The organism is Kitasatospora sp. NPDC051164, assembly GCF_044455625.1.
In the GTDB taxonomy this organism is placed as follows: Bacteria; Actinomycetota; Actinomycetes; order Streptomycetales; family Streptomycetaceae; genus Kitasatospora.
In genome coordinates, this window is the sequence record NZ_JBITFB010000018.1 from 188,621 (window position 1) to 204,331 (window position 15,711).

At 71.4% G+C, this 15,711-nt stretch carries 14 protein-coding genes and 1 tRNA gene; 8 read left to right on the forward strand and 7 right to left on the reverse strand.

From position 1 onward, the window contains the following. Positions 1-60: 60 nt before the first annotated feature. Positions 61-144 (reverse strand) — tRNA-Leu (locus ACIBEC_RS26750). Positions 145-563: 419 nt separating this feature from the next. Between ACIBEC_RS26750 and ACIBEC_RS26755 the strand changes: the two genes are divergently transcribed. The 6 genes from ACIBEC_RS26755 (at position 564) to pknB (ending at position 9,082) form a co-directional block, all read left to right on the forward strand. Next, the gene (locus ACIBEC_RS26755; protein WP_360498147.1) at positions 564-1,424 is read left to right on the forward strand and encodes a DUF3662 and FHA domain-containing protein; all 861 of its coding nucleotides are present in this window, start codon (positions 564-566) and stop codon (positions 1,422-1,424) included. A gap of 46 nt (positions 1,425-1,470) precedes the next feature. Further along, positions 1,471-2,028, forward strand: coding sequence for an FHA domain-containing protein (locus ACIBEC_RS26760; RefSeq protein ID WP_360498149.1), 558 nt, complete (start codon positions 1,471-1,473; stop codon positions 2,026-2,028). A 53-nt stretch (positions 2,029-2,081) separates the two neighbouring features. Continuing rightward, positions 2,082-3,728, forward strand: coding sequence for a protein phosphatase 2C domain-containing protein (locus ACIBEC_RS26765; RefSeq protein ID WP_360498151.1), 1,647 nt, complete (start codon positions 2,082-2,084; stop codon positions 3,726-3,728). A 160-nt stretch (positions 3,729-3,888) separates the two neighbouring features. Continuing rightward, entirely contained in the window at positions 3,889-5,265 is a 1,377-nt protein-coding gene (locus tag ACIBEC_RS26770) for an FtsW/RodA/SpoVE family cell cycle protein (protein ID WP_360498185.1), read from the forward strand. Next, on the forward strand, positions 5,262-6,719 hold the full coding sequence (locus tag ACIBEC_RS26775) for a penicillin-binding protein 2 (protein WP_360498153.1): 1,458 nt from the start codon (positions 5,262-5,264) through the stop codon (positions 6,717-6,719). The genes ACIBEC_RS26770 and ACIBEC_RS26775 overlap by 4 nt, the downstream gene beginning before the upstream one ends. A gap of 260 nt (positions 6,720-6,979) precedes the next feature. Further along, positions 6,980-9,082 (forward strand): Stk1 family PASTA domain-containing Ser/Thr kinase, encoded by a 2,103-nt coding sequence (gene pknB / locus ACIBEC_RS26780; RefSeq protein WP_360498155.1) that lies wholly within the window; start codon positions 6,980-6,982, stop codon positions 9,080-9,082. 157 nt (positions 9,083-9,239) lie between these two features. On the opposite strand, the gene ACIBEC_RS26785 is transcribed toward pknB, so the two are convergent. The 5 genes from ACIBEC_RS26785 to ACIBEC_RS26805 all read right to left on the reverse strand — a co-directional run bounded on the left by ACIBEC_RS26785 (position 9,240) and on the right by ACIBEC_RS26805 (position 12,960). Then, on the reverse strand, positions 9,240-10,076 hold the full coding sequence (locus ACIBEC_RS26785) for a class E sortase (protein WP_360498157.1): 837 nt from the start codon (positions 10,074-10,076) through the stop codon (positions 9,240-9,242). A 37-nt stretch (positions 10,077-10,113) separates the two neighbouring features. Further along, on the reverse strand, positions 10,114-11,220 hold the full coding sequence (locus ACIBEC_RS26790) for a class E sortase (protein WP_396289017.1): 1,107 nt from the start codon (positions 11,218-11,220) through the stop codon (positions 10,114-10,116). Between the two features lie 5 nt (positions 11,221-11,225). Further along, positions 11,226-11,888: an aminodeoxychorismate/anthranilate synthase component II gene (locus tag ACIBEC_RS26795; RefSeq protein WP_360498159.1), complete on the reverse strand. Its 663-nt coding sequence runs from the start codon at positions 11,886-11,888 to the stop codon at positions 11,226-11,228. 68 nt (positions 11,889-11,956) lie between these two features. Beyond that, complete coding sequence (locus tag ACIBEC_RS26800; protein WP_360498161.1) at positions 11,957-12,136, reverse strand: hypothetical protein; 180 nt, start codon at positions 12,134-12,136, stop codon at positions 11,957-11,959. A 68-nt stretch (positions 12,137-12,204) separates the two neighbouring features. Continuing rightward, positions 12,205-12,960 (reverse strand): DUF881 domain-containing protein, encoded by a 756-nt coding sequence (locus ACIBEC_RS26805; protein WP_360498189.1) that lies wholly within the window; start codon positions 12,958-12,960, stop codon positions 12,205-12,207. Between the two features lie 173 nt (positions 12,961-13,133). Here ACIBEC_RS26805 and crgA point away from each other — a divergent pair, with 173 nt between their 5' ends. Further along, positions 13,134-13,382, forward strand: coding sequence for a cell division protein CrgA (crgA, locus tag ACIBEC_RS26810; protein WP_360498163.1), 249 nt, complete (start codon positions 13,134-13,136; stop codon positions 13,380-13,382). A gap of 335 nt (positions 13,383-13,717) precedes the next feature. Here the strand turns inward: crgA and ACIBEC_RS26815 are convergent, their stop codons facing one another. Further along, positions 13,718-14,611: a rhomboid family intramembrane serine protease gene (locus tag ACIBEC_RS26815; protein WP_360498165.1), complete on the reverse strand. Its 894-nt coding sequence runs from the start codon at positions 14,609-14,611 to the stop codon at positions 13,718-13,720. A 227-nt stretch (positions 14,612-14,838) separates the two neighbouring features. Here ACIBEC_RS26815 and ACIBEC_RS26820 point away from each other — a divergent pair, with 227 nt between their 5' ends. Beyond that, complete coding sequence (locus ACIBEC_RS26820) at positions 14,839-15,552, forward strand: DUF5324 family protein (protein ID WP_360498167.1); 714 nt, start codon at positions 14,839-14,841, stop codon at positions 15,550-15,552. Positions 15,553-15,711 lie beyond the last annotated feature (159 nt).

Genomic DNA, 15,711 nt, shown 5'->3' on the forward strand with positions numbered 1-15,711 from the left:
CAAGGACCGGTGGGACGACAAAAAAGCCCCGCAGATCCGTAGATCTGCGGGGCTTCGCTGTGCGCGAGGGGGGAGTTGAACCCCCACGCCCTTTCGGGCACTGGAACCTGAATCCAGCGCGTCTGCCTATTCCGCCACCCGCGCATGGGTGTTGTCCTCGTTGCCGACCGATCTTCCGAACCGCTCGGTACCATGAGGCCTTCGCGCTTCCTTGGACCGGCCTCCCTTCCGGGCGGCCCTTCCGACGTGGAAAACATTAGCACGACCTGCGGGGCTGCTCCGAATCGGTTCACCGACGAGACCGACCGCATCCGAACGGACGTACGCCGAACGCGTGCGCGAGGGAGGGGCGGCCGCTCCGACGGGCACACCTGGCGTGCCGTACCCGGAATGCGTCACCCTGTGTGTCCGAGCCCACCCCCGGGCACCACACGGTCCGGGAACCGTACGGAAGGGCCCGGCGTGGATACGATCAGTACGGAAGTACCGCAAGTAGGCACGGCCGGTTCGCGGGCGGGATCCGGTCGGCAGGCAGGCGAACGAACCCTGGAAGGGGGTGCCCCATGGGAGTGCTGAAGAAGTTCGAGCAGCGACTTGAGGGTCTCGTCAACGGCACCTTCGCCAAGGTGTTCAAGTCCGAGGTCCAGCCCGTGGAGATCGCCGGTGCGCTGCAGCGCGAGTGCGACAACAACGCGAGCATCTGGAACCGCGATCGCACCGTCGTGCCGAACGACTTCATCGTCGAGCTGAGCCCGCACGACCACGAGCGCCTCAGCCCCTACTCCGGGCAGCTCGGCACCGAGCTGGCCGGCATGGTCCGCGAGTACGCGGAGGCCCAGCGGTACACCTTCCTCGGCCCGCTCCAGGTGAACCTGGAGAAGGCCGACGACCTCGACACCGGCCTGTACCGGGTGCGCAGTCGGACCCTCGCCGCCGAGGAGCCCCAGCAGTACTCCCCGCCGCAGCCCGGCTACGACCGCCCGCCGGCCGCCCCGGCCCCCGGCGCACCGTGGCAGCAGCCCGGCGCCGGCCAGTACAGCGCGCCCCCGCCGCCGGCCACGCCCCCCGCGATGCCCCCGGGCCCGCCCGCGCCCGCCGGCGGCAACGTCCGCAACCTCCCCGGCGCCGGCCACGGCGGCACCTCGGTCCGCCGCTGGGTCGAGGTGAACGGCGCCCGCCACCAGATCACCGGCTCGGCCTGCGTGCTCGGCCGCTCCACCGAGGCCGACGTGCGGGTCGACGACCCCGGGGTCTCCCGCAAGCACGCCGAGATCCGGCCCGGCAGCCCTTCGATGGTGGTCGACCTGGGGTCCACCAACGGCATCGTGGTGGACGGACAGCACACCCAGCGCGCTACGCTCCGCGACGGCTCGCGAATCGTCGTGGGCTCCACCACCATCGTCTACCGGCAGGTCGAAGGGTAGTGTCCGAATTGTTCGCGCGCCTCGCTCACCGACTGGCGGGACGGTCATGTCAGAACTGACCCTCACGGTCATGCGGCTGGGATTCCTGGCCGTTCTGTGGCTGTTCGTCATCGTCGCTATCCAGGTGATCCGCAGCGACCTCTTCGGCACCAAGGTGAACCCGCGCTCCTCCCGTCGCGGCGCGTCCGCCACGGCAGGCGGCGGTGCACCCGCCCAGGCCGCGGGTCGCCCCACGCCTGCGCCGGCCGCTGCCGCCGCTGCCGCGTCGGCGGCGACCGTGGCCCAGCCCGGCGGCGGACGCCGTCGCGGCGCCCCGAGCCAGCTCGTCGTGGTGCAGGGCTCGCTGGCCGGCACCACCGTGGCGCTGCAGGGCCAGACCATCACGCTCGGCCGCGCACACGACTCCACCATCGTGCTGGACGACGACTTCGCGTCCTCCCGGCATGCCAGGATCTATCCGGATCAGACTGGGCAGTGGACGGTCGAGGATCTAGGCTCCACCAACGGCACCTATCTGGACCGGCAGCGCCTGACCGCGCCCACCCCGCTCCAGCCGGGCACGCCGATCCGTATCGGCAGGACCGTCATCGAACTGCGGAAGTAGTAGCGCATGAGGGACAGCATCCCGTCCATGACCCAGAGGGGGGCACAGGTCGCATGACCCTGGTGCTGCGCTTCGCCGCCGGCTCCCACAAGGGACTGATCCGGGAGGGGAACGAGGACTCCGGCTACGCCGGGCCGCGGCTGCTGGCCGTGGCCGACGGCATGGGCGGCGCCGCGGCCGGTGAGGTCGCTTCCTCCGAGGTGCTCGGCTCGATCGTCCGGCTGGACGAGGACGTGCCGGGCGCCGACCTGCTGACCCTGCTGGGCGACGCCGTCCAGGGCGCCAACGACCGGCTTCGGCAGATGGTCGAGGAGGACCCGCAGCTCGAGGGCATGGGCTGCACGCTGACCGCCATGCTCTGGACGGGCCAGCGGATGGGCATGGTGCACGTCGGCGACTCCCGCGCCTACCTGCTGCGCGACGGTTCGCTGGTGCAGATCACCCAGGACCACACCTGGGTGCAGCGCCTGGTCGACGAGGGCCGGATCACGCCCGAGGAGGCCGAGACCCACCCGCAGCGCTCGCTGCTGATGCGGGCGCTGGACGGCCGCGGCCAGGTCGAGCCCGACCTGTCGATCCGCGAGGTCCGGGCCGGCGACCGCTACCTGATCTGCTCCGACGGCCTCTCCGGCCCGGTCAGCCACCAGACCCTCCAGGACACCCTCGGCAGCTTCTACTCGCCCGAGCAGACCGTGCAGGAGCTGATCCAGCTCGCGCTGCGCGGCGGCGGTCCGGACAACATCACCTGCATCGTGGCGGACGTCATCGACGTCGGCGCCACGGACACCATGAGCGGCCAGTTCAACGACGTCCCGGTGGTGGTCGGCGCGGTCGCCGACGCCCCGCCGTCCTCGGCCGCCGCCGACCGCTCGATCGCGGACACCCCGGCCGGCCGCGCGGCGGGCCTCGGCCGCGGCCCGCAGGGCGCCTTCGGCCCGGCCGAGGGCTACGAGGCCGGCCACGACCCGTCGGCCGGCTTCGGCCCCGCCGAGGGCTACCAGGGCGCGTACGGCTCCGCCGAGCCCTCGGTGTACGGCACCGAGGACTTCGACGAGGAGAAGCCCCCGAAGCGCAAGCGCAAGGGCCTGACCGCCTCGGTGGCCGCCCTGGTCACGCTCGGCCTGCTCGGCGGCGCCGGCTACTTCGGCTACCAGTGGACCCAGGACCAGTACTACATCGGCGAGGACGGCGACCACGTCGCGGTCTACCAGGGCATCAACCAGAGCCTGGCCGGCCTGAGCCTGTCCTCGGTGCACGACTCGTACAGCGGCATCCAGCTCAAGTGGCTGCCGCAGGACCAGCGCGCCCACGTGAACAAGACCATCTCGGTCAGCAGCCTGAACGACGCGCAGACGACCGTCCAGGAGCTCGACGGCTGGGTCCAGCTCTGCCAGCGGGCCGCCAAGGCGGCGGCACCGGCGCAGGGCACCCAGGCGACGCAGGCCACCCATGCCGCGTTCCTGGCGACCACGCCGACCCCGGGCGAGAAGAACCGCGGCCCGGCCGCGGCGGCCCCGACCGCCGCGCCCTCGACCACGCCGACCCCGACGGCCCCGGGCACGACCCCCCCGAGCACGCCCACGCCGGGCGCGACCGCGCCCGCACCGAACGCCACTCCTCCGGCGGCCGGCGCGCAGGGCGACCAGAACCCGCTGACCGAAGACGAACTCAGCCGGGCCAACTCTTGCCCGAAGCAGTGACGTCCGTGATCCGACATAGGACCGCCCCGAGCGGGCTTGCCGGCCGTCAGGGAGCGGTCACCACGTGAGCAGCTACAACCTGAGCGAAGACAGCGAGCGGTCCGGTCGGCGCCGGGCGTCGGCCGAGCGGGCCGTCCCCCGTCGACGGGGCAACACCACCATCTCCCCGCAGGAGGCGCCGAACCGGCGCAACACCGAGCTGGCCCTGCTGCTCTTCGCGGTACTGCTGCCGGTCCTCGCGTACGCCAACGTCGGCCTGGCGATGGACTCCAAGCTGCCCGCGGGCATGCTCGGCTACGGGCTCGGCATGGGCGCCCTGGCGCTGGTCGCGCACCTGCTGGTGCGCCGCTTCGCGCCGTACGCGGACCCGCTGATGCTGCCGATCGCCACCCTGCTGAACGGCCTCGGGGTGGTGATGATCTGGCGGCTGGACAAGGCCGGGAAGCTGCTCAGGGGCAACTATCCGGCGGCCGAGAACCAGCTGATGTGGTCGGGCCTCGGGATCGCCGGCTTCATCGCGGTGATGGTCCTGCTGAAGGACCACCGGGTGCTCCAGCGCTACACCTACATCTCGATGGTGGTGGCCCTGGTCCTGCTCGCCGCGCCGGCCTTCTTCCCGTCCCGGGACGAGGACTTCGGCGCCAAGATCTGGATCCGGATGGGCAGCTTCTCCATCCAGCCCGGCGAGTTCGCCAAGATCATCCTGACGGTGTTCTTCGCCGGCTACCTGATGGTCAAGCGGGACGCCCTGGCGCTGGCCAGCCGCCGCTTCATGGGCCTGTACCTGCCGCGCGGCCGCGACCTCGGCCCGATCGTCGTGATCTGGCTGCTCAGCCTGCTGATCCTGATCTTCGAGAACGACCTGGGCACGTCCTTCCTGTTCTTCGGCCTGTTCGTGGTGATGCTCTACGTCGCCACCGAGCGGACCAGCTGGATCCTGTTCGGCCTGCTGATGTCGGTCGGCGGCGCGGTGGCGGTCGCCTCGACCGCCGACCACGTGAAGGTCCGCATCAACGCCTGGCTCGACCCGATGGCCGCCTTCGGCCCGCACCCGCCGAAGGGCGCCACCGAGCAGATCGGCCAGTCGCTGATGGCGCTCGGCTCCGGCGGGGTCACCGGCTCGGGCCTGGGCCAGGGCCGCTCCTGGCTGATCGCCTTCGCCGCCAAGAGCGACTTCATCCTGGGTTCCTTCGGCGAGGAGCTCGGGCTCACCGGCCTGATGGCGATCTTCCTGCTGTACGCCCTGCTGGTCCAGCGCGGCCTGCGCACCGCGATCGCCGCCCGCGACCCCTTCGGCAAGCTGTTCGCCGTCGGCCTCGCCTCGGCGATGGCGATCCAGGTGTTCGTGGTGGCCGGCGGTGTCACCGGGCTGATCCCGCTCACCGGTATGACCATGCCGTTCCTCGCTCAGGGCGGTTCGTCCGTGGTCGCCAACTGGGCGCTGGTCGCGATCCTGCTGAAGATCAGCGACAGCGCCCGCCGACCCGGGGCCGAACCGGCCCCGGCCACCGAGGGCCAGGGAGGACCCGCCCGATGAACAAGCCGATCCGCCGGGTCTCGATCTTCTGCCTTGTGCTGATCCTGGCCCTGATGGTGCGCACCAACTGGGTCCAGGGCGTCCAGGCCGAGTCCTGGGCGAACGACAAGAACAACAAGCGCCAGGTGTACGACCGCTACGCCCACCCGCGCGGCAACATCATCGTCAGCGGCCAGCCGGTCACGAAGTCCGACTTCGTCAACGGCCTGCGCTACAAGTACAAGCGCTCCTGGGTCGACGCCCCGATGTACGCCCCGGTGACCGGCTACTCCTCCCAGGTCTTCGGCTCCAGCCAGCTGGAGAACCTGGAGGAGGGCATCCTTTCCGGGACCGACGACCGGCTGTTCTTCCGCAACACCCTGGACATGCTGACCGGTGAGCAGAAGCGCGGCGGCGATGTCCTCACCACCATCGACGCCAAGGTCCAGAAGGCCGCCTACGACGGCCTGGGCAACAAGAAGGGCGCGGCGGTCGCGATCGACCCGAAGACCGGCGCGATCCTGGCGCTGGTCTCCACCCCGTCCTACGACCCGGGGACCTTCTCCGGCAGCGACTCGGCCGACTCCAAGGCCTGGACGGACCTCAACGCGGACCCGAACAAGCCGATGCTCAACCGGGCGCTGAAGGAGACCTATCCGCCCGGCTCGACCTTCAAGCTGGTCACCGCGACCGCGGCGTTCGAGAACGGCCTCTACCAGAACGTCGACGACACCACGTCGACCCCGGAGCCGTACACGCTGCCCAACACCACCACGCAGCTGAAGAACGAGAGCCCCAACGAGCGCTGCGAGAACGCCACCGTCAAGTCCGGGATGGACCAGTCCTGCAACACGGTCTTCGCCAAGATGGGCGCCGACCTGGGCAAGGAGAAGATGCGGGCGCAGGCCGAGAAGTTCGGCTTCAACAGCACCGTCGACACCCCGGTCCGCTCGGAGAAGAGCATCTTCCCGGACAGCGCCAGCCTGGACGGCACCGCCCAGGACTCGATCGGGCAGCACGACACCCGCGCCACCCCGCTGCAGATGGCCATGGTCTCCGCCGCGATCGCCAACAACGGCAGCCTGATGCAGCCGTACCTGGTCGACCAGGAGCGCTCGGCCTCGCTGACCACCATCTCCAAGCACACCGAGAAGCAGTTCTCCCAGGCGATGAGCCCGGCCACCGCGCAGAAGATGCAGGACCTGATGGTCTCGGTGGTCGAGAGCGGCACCGGCACCAACGCCAAGATCCCCGGTCTGCAGGTCGGCGGCAAGACCGGCACCGCGCAGCACGGCGAGGACAACGCCGGACTGCCCTTCGCCTGGTTCACCTCGTGGGCCAAGGCCTCGGACGGCCGGTCGGTCGCGGTCGCGGTGGTCGTCGAGGACGGCTCCCAGAACCGCGACGGCATCAGCGGCGGGCGGCTCGCGGCCCCGATCGCCAAGGCGGTGATGCAGGCCGCACTCGGCAAGTAGCGAGCCGGGTCGCGGGTGAGGGGAATGTCACGATCGGCACCCCCGTCCGGATACCGGTCTGATATCGGCCGACGGCTGACTCCGGTCCGATGGGGTGCGACCGGTAGCGTATCCGCCAGCAGCGGGTGTGCCCGTTGCCGCCCGCGAGGCACCGAACGGCCCGGCCGGAGAACCGGTAGCGGACCGCGCGGCGTCACCCAGAGCGTGCGGGGACACCTACGTCACAACCTCACCGGCGGGTGAGGGAGAGGGTCGGAACTATGGAAGAGCCTCGTCGCCTAGGCGGCAGGTACGAGCTCGGCGGCGTCCTCGGACGCGGCGGCATGGCCGAGGTTTACCTCGCCCATGACACCCGGCTCGGCCGTTCCGTCGCAGTGAAGACGCTCCGGGCCGACATGGCCCGGGATCCGTCGTTCCAGGCCCGCTTCCGCCGCGAGGCACAGTCGGCGGCGTCCTTGAACCACCCCGCGATCGTCGCCGTGTACGACACGGGCGAGGACTACATCGACGGCATCTCCATCCCGTACATCGTGATGGAGTACGTCGAGGGGTCCACGCTGCGCGAGCTGCTGCACTCCGGCCGCCGGCTGCTGCCCGAGCGGGCGCTGGAGATGACCATCGGCATCCTCCAGGCCCTGGAGTACTCGCACCGGGCCGGCATCGTGCACCGCGACATCAAGCCCGCCAACGTGATGCTGACCCGGCAGGGCAACGTCAAGGTGATGGACTTCGGCATCGCCCGCGCGATGGGCGACGCCGGGATGACCATGACGCAGACCTCTGCCGTCATCGGCACCGCCCAGTACCTCTCCCCCGAGCAGGCCAAGGGCGAGCAGGTCGACGCCCGCTCCGACCTCTACTCCACCGGCTGCCTGCTCTACGAGCTGCTGACCGTCCGGCCGCCGTTCGTCGGCGACTCGCCGGTCGCGGTGGCCTACCAGCACGTCCGGGAGGAGCCGCAGCCGCCGTCGGTCTTCGACCCCGAGGTGCGCCCCGAGATCGACGCGATCGTGCTGAAGGCGCTCGCCAAGGACCGCGACTACCGCTACCAGAGCGCCGACGAGATGCGCGACGACATCGAGCGCTTCCTCGACGGCCTGCCGGTGGCGGCCGCCCAGCAGGCCGCGTACGGCATGGGCGCCGGCTACGGCTACGACCAGAACGGCTACCCGCAGCAGCACGACCCGTACGGCCAGACCAACATGCTGCCGCAGCAGCCCGGCGGCGGCCCGACCACCGTCCTGCCGCAGGCCGGCGGGCAGCCCGGCTACGGGCAGGGCGGCTACCAGGACGACGGCTACGGCCAGACCCACGGCGGCGGCGCGGGCGGCGACGACGGCTACGGCCAGGGCGGCGGCCGACGCGGCGATGACCGGCCGAAGAAGAGCAACACCTCCTGGATCGTGCTGGCGGTGGCCGCCGTACTGGTCCTGGTCGGCACCTTCTTCGTGGCCCAGGCGATGTTCGGCAACGACAAGGGCAAGGACGCCGCGAAGGTCACCGCCCCGAACCTGGTCGGCAGGAGCCTGGCCGAGGCCAAGACCGCCGCCGCGGCGGCCGGCGCCAAGCTCGTGGTGACCGAGGGCGAGAAGATCGCCTGTCCTGACGCCGCCGTCAAGAAGGACCAGGTCTGCACCCAGAACCCGCAGGCCGGCAGCCAGATCGCCGAGACCGCGACCATCACGGTGCAGGTCTCCACCGGCCCGGCCAAGGCGCAGGTCCCGAACGTGGTCGGCAAGCCCAAGGACCAGGCGCTGCAGGCCCTGGCCGCGGCCGGCTTCACCAACGTCGGCACCCCCGAGTACAAGGACGACGACACCGCCCCGCAGGACACCGTCACCGGCCAGGACCCGGCGGCCAACCAGACCGCGGACCCGACCGCCCCGATCAAGCTGACGGTCTCGCAGGGCAAGACCAAGATCAACGTCCCGAACGTGGTCGGCGCCCAGAAGGAGGCCGCGGAGAGCACGCTGACGGGCCTCGGCTTCCAGGTCGACTCCTCGAAGACGGCGGCGGCGCCCGACCCGTCCAAGATCAACACCGTCGCCGCGCAGTCCGTCCAGGCCAACTCCAAGGCCGCGGCCAACACGAAGATCGCGCTGACGATCTACAAGGCCCCGGACAAGGCCCAGGTCCCGCCGGTGCAGAACCTCAAGCTGTCGGACGCCATCGCGGCGCTGTCGAAGGCCGGCCTCGGCTACAGCGTGATCGGCCCGCAGGACCCGAACGCCATCGTCCAGATGAGCACCCCGGGGGCCGGCACCCCGCTGGACCCGAACACCCAGGTGCAGCTGCTCACCAAGCCGGCCGATCCCCCGAAAGGGGGCGACCCCACCACCCCTCCCGCCAAAGGGGACCACTAGGCCTCCGATATTCCCCTGGTTCAACTGAACCGGGGGCCCGGAGCCCGGTAGGACCGGACAGCGACGCCCGAGGGCCCGCCGCAGCGGATGCGGCGGGCCCTCGGGCGTTCTCGACCCCCATGAGGCCCCACGAGGCCCCACCAGACCTCACGAGGCCTCAGGAGTGGCGCAGCTCCGGCGGCGGAGTGCGCTTGGCGTCCATGTCGTCCACCCGCACCAGGCTCCCCCAGACCGCCATCCGGTAGCGCGAGGTGTAGACCGGCGTGCAGGTGGTCAGGGTGATGTAGCGGCCGGGGGCGGCGTACCCGGAGCGGGCCGGGACGGGCGCCACGATGCCGGTGTCGAACTTGGACGTCTCCGGCAGGGTGCTGTCGACCTTGTAGACGTACCACTTGTCCTTGGTCTCGACGACGACCGCGTCGCCCTTGTGGACGGCGTCCAGGTCGTGGAACTTGGCGCCGTGGCCGTCCCGGTGGGCGGCCAGCGCGAAGTTGCCCGCCTGGTCCCAGGGCAGCGCGGCCTTGTACGGCTGCTCGTAGACGCCCGCCACGCCCTCGTCCAGGACCTCGGTGGAGGTGCCCATCCGGATCAACACCTGGAAGTCCCTGCCCATCGCCGGGACGTGGAGGAAGCCCACGTCGTCCCCGGCCGCGAACTGCGCCGGCCCGGGCGGGGCACCGGGGGCGGGGGTGGTCCCGGGCGCGGCCGAGGGGGCGGCGGTCGGGCCCGCGGCCCAAGCGCCGCGCAGCCGGTCGGCGGCCTCCGACGCCGAGCGGTCGGCCTGCACGTTGGTCCACCACAGCGAGTAGGCCACGAACAGGCCGAGCACCAGGCCCAGGGTGATCAGCAGCTCGCCGAACACCCCGAGCGCGGCCAGCGCCCGGCGCCTCCCCCGCCCGGCCCGCTGCCCGGCCCGCTGCCCGGGCTGCTGCCCGGGCGGGGGGAAGGCGTCCTGCCCCGGTTCGGCCGACTGCGCGGCCTCGTCGTCCTGCATGTGCGGTGCTCCCCCTCCGGGCCGGGCGTCCGGGCGGCTACCCACCCGTGATCGCCGCCGGCTTGCCTTGGCTGCGCGGCCGTTCCTCGATCATCTTCCCAAAGACGATGAGACGGAACTTGGAGGTGAACTCCGGGGTGCAGGTGGTCAGCGTGATGTAGCGGCCGGGGCCGGCGTACCCGGCGCCGTTCGGCACCGGCTTGATCACGCTCACGTTGCTGGGGGAGGTCTCCGGGATGCCCCCGGTGATCTCGTAGGTGTAGTACCCGGCGGCGGTCTCCACCACGACCTTGTCGCCCTTGGAGAGCTGGTTGATGTACCGGAACGGCTCGCCGTGGGTGTTGCGGTGGGCGGCCAGCGCGAAGTTGCCCGCCTGGTCGCCGGGCATCCCGGTGCCGGGGTAGTGGCCGACCAGGCCCTTGTCGAGCACCGCCGACTTGGAGGTGCCCTCGGCGATCGGGAACTTCAGCCCCAGCTTGGGCAGGTAGATGATGGCGAAGCCCTTGCCGGGCTCGAACACCTCGGGCTTGTTCGGGTCCGGAGCCGGCTGCCCCGGCTGCGCGGGTGCCTGGGCCGCGTCGAACTGCTGCTCCAGCTGGTTGCGGGCCCCGCTGGCGGCCGCGTCGGCCTGCACGTTGGTCCACCAGAGCTGGTAGGCGACGAAGAGCAGCATCACCACGCCGAGCGTTATGCACAGCTCGCCGACGGCTCGGGCGGCCACGACGACCGCGGACTCCTTGGGGCGCACCCGTCCGGCGGCCCGGCCGCCCGCCCGGCGCCGCCCGTTGCCCGACCGGATCGCCGGACGGCCCTGGGCGGCCCGTCGACGCTCGGCCCGGCCGCCGGTGGGCGGGGCCGGCTCGGCGGCCGACGCGCCGACCCCGGCGGGCAGTCGCAGCTGGAGGGTCTGGTCGGGCAGCCAGGGGTACTCGGGCCCGCCCGCGAGGGGCTCCTCGGCCTGCTCGTAGACGCCCCAGGCGTCCTCGGGCGCGGTCTGGGCCGGGAACGCCTGCTGGTACGGGGCGGTGCCGGTGCCGTCGCCGTACTGCGGGCCCGCATACGGCTGGGCGCCGTCGAACTGCCGCGCGCCGCCGTACGGGTCCGCCTCCGGCTGGTAACGCCCCTCCGGACGCAGCGTGGTCACGCCGCTCAGCCCCGGCCGATCACCGGGGCGAGCCCGGCCGACCGGTCCACGGCCTGCGGGAAGCCGCACTCGGCGAGCCAGTTGGCGAGCATCCGGTGCCCGCCCTCGGTGAGCACCGACTCCGGGTGGAACTGCACGCCCTCGACCGGCAGTTCACGGTGCCTCAGGCCCATGATCACACCGCTCTCGGTCCGCGCGGTGACCACCAACTCCGCCGGAACGGTGGACGGTTCGACCGCGAGCGAGTGGTAGCGGGTCGCGGTCAGCGGCGAGGGCAGGCCCTCGAACACCCCGCCGTCCTCGTGCTCGACCAGCGAGGTCTTGCCGTGCAGCAGCTCAGGCGCCCGGCCGACCACCGCACCGTACGCGACCGCGAGCGACTGCAGGCCCAGGCAGACGCCGAACACCGGCAGCCCGATCCGCGCGCAGTGGTGCACCATCTCGATGCAGACCCCGGCCTCCTCCGGCGCGCCGGGCCCGGGGGAGAGCAGCACCCCGTCGAAGCCCTCGGCCCCGGCACGGCGGACGGCGTGCTCGACGGTCACCTCGTCATTGCGCACCACCTCGCAGGTGGCACCGAGCTGGTACAGGTACTGGACCAGGTTGAAGACGAAGCTGTCGTAGTTGTCCACCACCAGGATGCGGGGCGGGTTCGACTGGGTGGTCATGCGCGCGTGGTCTCCGTGGGATGCGGTGCCGGATGGCGGTGCTGGATGGAGGTGCCGGGGCCGCCGGTTCAGCCGGCCGCGGCGCCGTCGCCGCCGTCCACTGTGACGTCACCGAAGGGGAGCAACGGTTCCGCCCACGGGAAGACGTAGGTGAAGAGCAGGTAGACGATCCCCAGGATGAGGAGCACCGAAAGGACGGCCTTGATCAGGGTGTTCCCCGGGAGGTGACGCCAGATGAAGCCGTACATGGTGCTCCCTCGTCGTAGCAGGCTGGGTCAAGAGTAGACCCGGCTTCCACGGCCGCGAGGCCGGTCCGCTACTGCCCGCCCGCCGACCGCAGCTCGGTGGTGCCGGAGTAGCCCGGCAGCGTCAGGTCGCCGCTCTCCTGGAGCTTCCAGCCCAGCCCGTACGCCTGGACGTACTTCAGGTAGTTGCGGATCGTCGGGTCCGCGTCGACGGCCGAGCGCAGCGCCTCGGTCTTGCCCACCGCCTTGACCACGTACGGCGGGGAGTAGACCCGGCCCTGCAGCAGCAGGGTGTTGCCGACGCAGCGGACGGCGCTGGTGGAGATCAGCCGCTGGTCCATCACCTGCACGCCCTCCGCGCCGCCCCGCCACAGCGCGTTGACCACGGCCTGGATGTCCTGCTGGTGGATGACCAGGTCGTTGACGCCGGGCTCGGGGACGCCGGGGATGCGCGCGGTGGCGTTCGGCGGGGCGTCGTTGAGGGTGACGCTCAGTCCGCCGCCCTGCAGCGGCTCCAGGGCGGCGCCGAGCCGCAGGCCGTCCAGCTGCGCCGCGTCGGCGGGGCTGTGGCCCTGCTGCTCGGTGAGGTCCTGGGCACGGGCCTGGAGGTCGGCGAGCTGGGACTGCGCCTGCTGGTTCTGCGCGCTGCGCTGGCGGATCACGTCGCCGAGGCTCAGCAGCGAGTTGTCGGTCCGCAGGTCGGTGCCGCGGGCGGTCTGCGCGCTGATGTAGAAGAGCAGTCCGGCGAGCGCGAAGACCGCGCAGGTCAGGGCACGTCCGACAATTCGGATATCGGAGCGGCGGGTACGGACCGGCTCAGGGGGAATCGACAAATTAGTCACCGTACCCTTATCTCCTCAGGACCCGCCGAGCCACTACGCTAACGGACGCCGGTGGCACGTGCGGAGCGTCCCTCAGTGCGTTCCCACGGCCGACCGCCGACCGACTCACCCGCTGCACCCCTGCGCGGTCTTCCAGCGCATCGACAGGAGAACCCCTCGTGCCGAAGTCTCGACTCCGCAAGAAGTCCGACTACACCCCGCCGACCGCGGCCGCGGTGAAGATCAGCTCGGGCCGCGGTTGGGTCGCGCCGCTGATGCTGGCACTGTTCCTGATCGGCCTGGTGTGGATCGTCACCTATTACGTGACCAGCGGCACCTACCCGGTCGAGAGCTGGCGGAACTGGAACATCCTGGTCGGCTTCGGCTTCATCGCCGCGGGGTTCGGCGTCTCCACCCAGTGGAAGTGACGACCCGCTCGTCCTGAGGCCCGGAAGGGCCGATTCCCGCCGCTCCGGATCGCTCGTCCCGGGGCGGCGGTCAGGCGTGCCCGGACGCGGTCGGGCATCCGGTCGGTTATCCCCACCATCGGACTGTCAGGCTTATCCACATGGTTATCCACACTGGGGAAAAGTCTCCCCAGCCTGTGGATAACTTTCCCGGGGGAACCGCCCACAGCCGTGCGCACCATCCCGGGAACCGGGGAAATCGCACAGCAGGACACGCGTAGAACAGCCGTCCACACCCGGGGCGACGCACAGCCTGTGCACAACCCCGCACCCGCTGTGGACAAACGCCCGAGTCCTCAGGCGCCGTAGAGCGACATCCCGATCAGCAGCATCCCCGCCTCCAGGGCCAGCGCCCCCGCCACCGTCAGCCCCTGGACCAGGCCGCGGCGCTCGCGCGGGGCGTACATCAGGCCGGCCGCGGTCAGCGCGCCCACCGCCAGGCCGCCCAGGTGCGCCCGCCAGTCGATGCCGGGACGCGAGAAGGTGACGACCAGGTTGAAGACCAGGAAAGCCATCACCATGGCCAGCGGGCCCTTGTTCCGCAGCTGCATCACGATCGTGGCGCCGATCAGCCCGAAGATCGCCCCGGACGCCCCCACCGAGTTCATCAAGTCGCCGGCCACCAGGAAGCCGAAGGTGCTGCCGCCCAGACCGGAGAGCAGGTAGAGGGCCAGGAAGCGGAGCCGGCCGAGCGCCTCCTCGAGCGGCGGACCGAGCCGGAGCAGCACCAGCATGTTCAGCCCGATGTGCCACCACTCCAGGTGCAGGAAGGTGGCGGTCAGCAGCCGGTACCACTGGTCCGGGCCGTCGGCGAGGCCGGCCGGACCGCCGAGGACGTCCCGTCCGGCGCTGAACAGCGACCAGGTCTGGCCCAGCCGTGGCGTGAGCACGTAGGCGGCCAGCAGCCAGACCACCACGTTGGTCCCGATCAGCAGCCTGGTGACCAGCCCGCCGTCGACGGTCGGCGCCCCGCCGAACCGGGTGGTCGCCCGCCGGGTCCCGGCGTGCCCCGTGCCGACGCACTCGGGGCACTGGAAGCCCACCGCGGCGGTCACCATGCACTGCGGGCAGATCGGCCGCTCGCAGCGGGTGCAGGAGACCCCGGTGGGCACCTGGGGGTGCCGGTGGCAGCCGGGCAACCCGGCCTCCGGGGACCGATCGGCCGACGACCGCGGCTCGTCCGGGCGCATCAGCGGGTCCCCTTCCGGTTCACGACCTCCAAAAAAGTCAGCCTACTGCCGCACCCCCGCCCCACGGCCCGCTCCGCCGCATCCCGCCCCACCCGAACGCCCCACCGAGCCACAGCTCCCGGGAGACCGCGTACGGCCCACCCGACGTGCCATCGGACAAATCAGGATGCATGATCAGCATTCAGGTGGATATGTGCATAAAGGACGCCACCCAGGAGGAGAGACTCGTGAGCTTTTCGGACTCAGCCCGTGAGACGGCCGCCAGGACCCGGGACACCGCCGCACAGGTCGCGGAGGGCGCCAAGCAACGCCTCGGCCCCGCCCTGGACGCCCTCGGACCGATGGCCACCCAGGCCGGCCACAATCTCCGCGTCCAGTACGACAAGCACCTCGCCCCACAGTTCGGCCATGCCTTCGCCAGCCTGCCGCCGGAGGCCCAGCAGCAAGCCCTGAAGGCCCTCCACCGGGCCCAGGAGGCCGCCCTGGCGGCCCGCATCTCCGCCGCCCGGGCCGCGGACCAGGCGCGCACCACGGTCGTCCCCAGGGTGGCCCAGGCGGTCGACGACGCCCGCGCCGCGGTCGTCCCGGTCGCCCAGGAGGCCCAGACCCGGGGAGCCGCCGCGCTGACCGCCCTGCACGGCCACGTCAGCTCGGCCGAGATCAGCGAGCTGGCCGCCCGGAACGCCCGGAAGGAACGGTGCAACGGCTGGGCCACCGGCCTCGCCGTGGCCGGCCTTGTGGCGATCGGCAGCGGCCTGGTGGCCTGGCAGTGGTGGCGCCGGCACAGCAACCCGGAGTGGCTGGTCGAGCCCCCGGCGGCGCAGGAGTCCCGGCCGGCCGGCGCGCACGCCGCCACCGCCCCGGTGAACGGCTCCGGTCCCGAGGCCGAAGCCGTCGAGCCCGGCAAACCCGTCGACGACGAGGGCCCCACGACGGACTGACCGTGCGGAAGACGCGGCGAGGCCCGGAAACGCCGATCGGCCGCTGACCAGGATCCTGGTCAGCGGCCGATCGGCGACTGGGTTTGTAAGTGGTTGTTATTTGGCGACGAAAACATTAAAAATAGATTTGACAGCCGCGCGGTGAGCCATGAGGGGTAT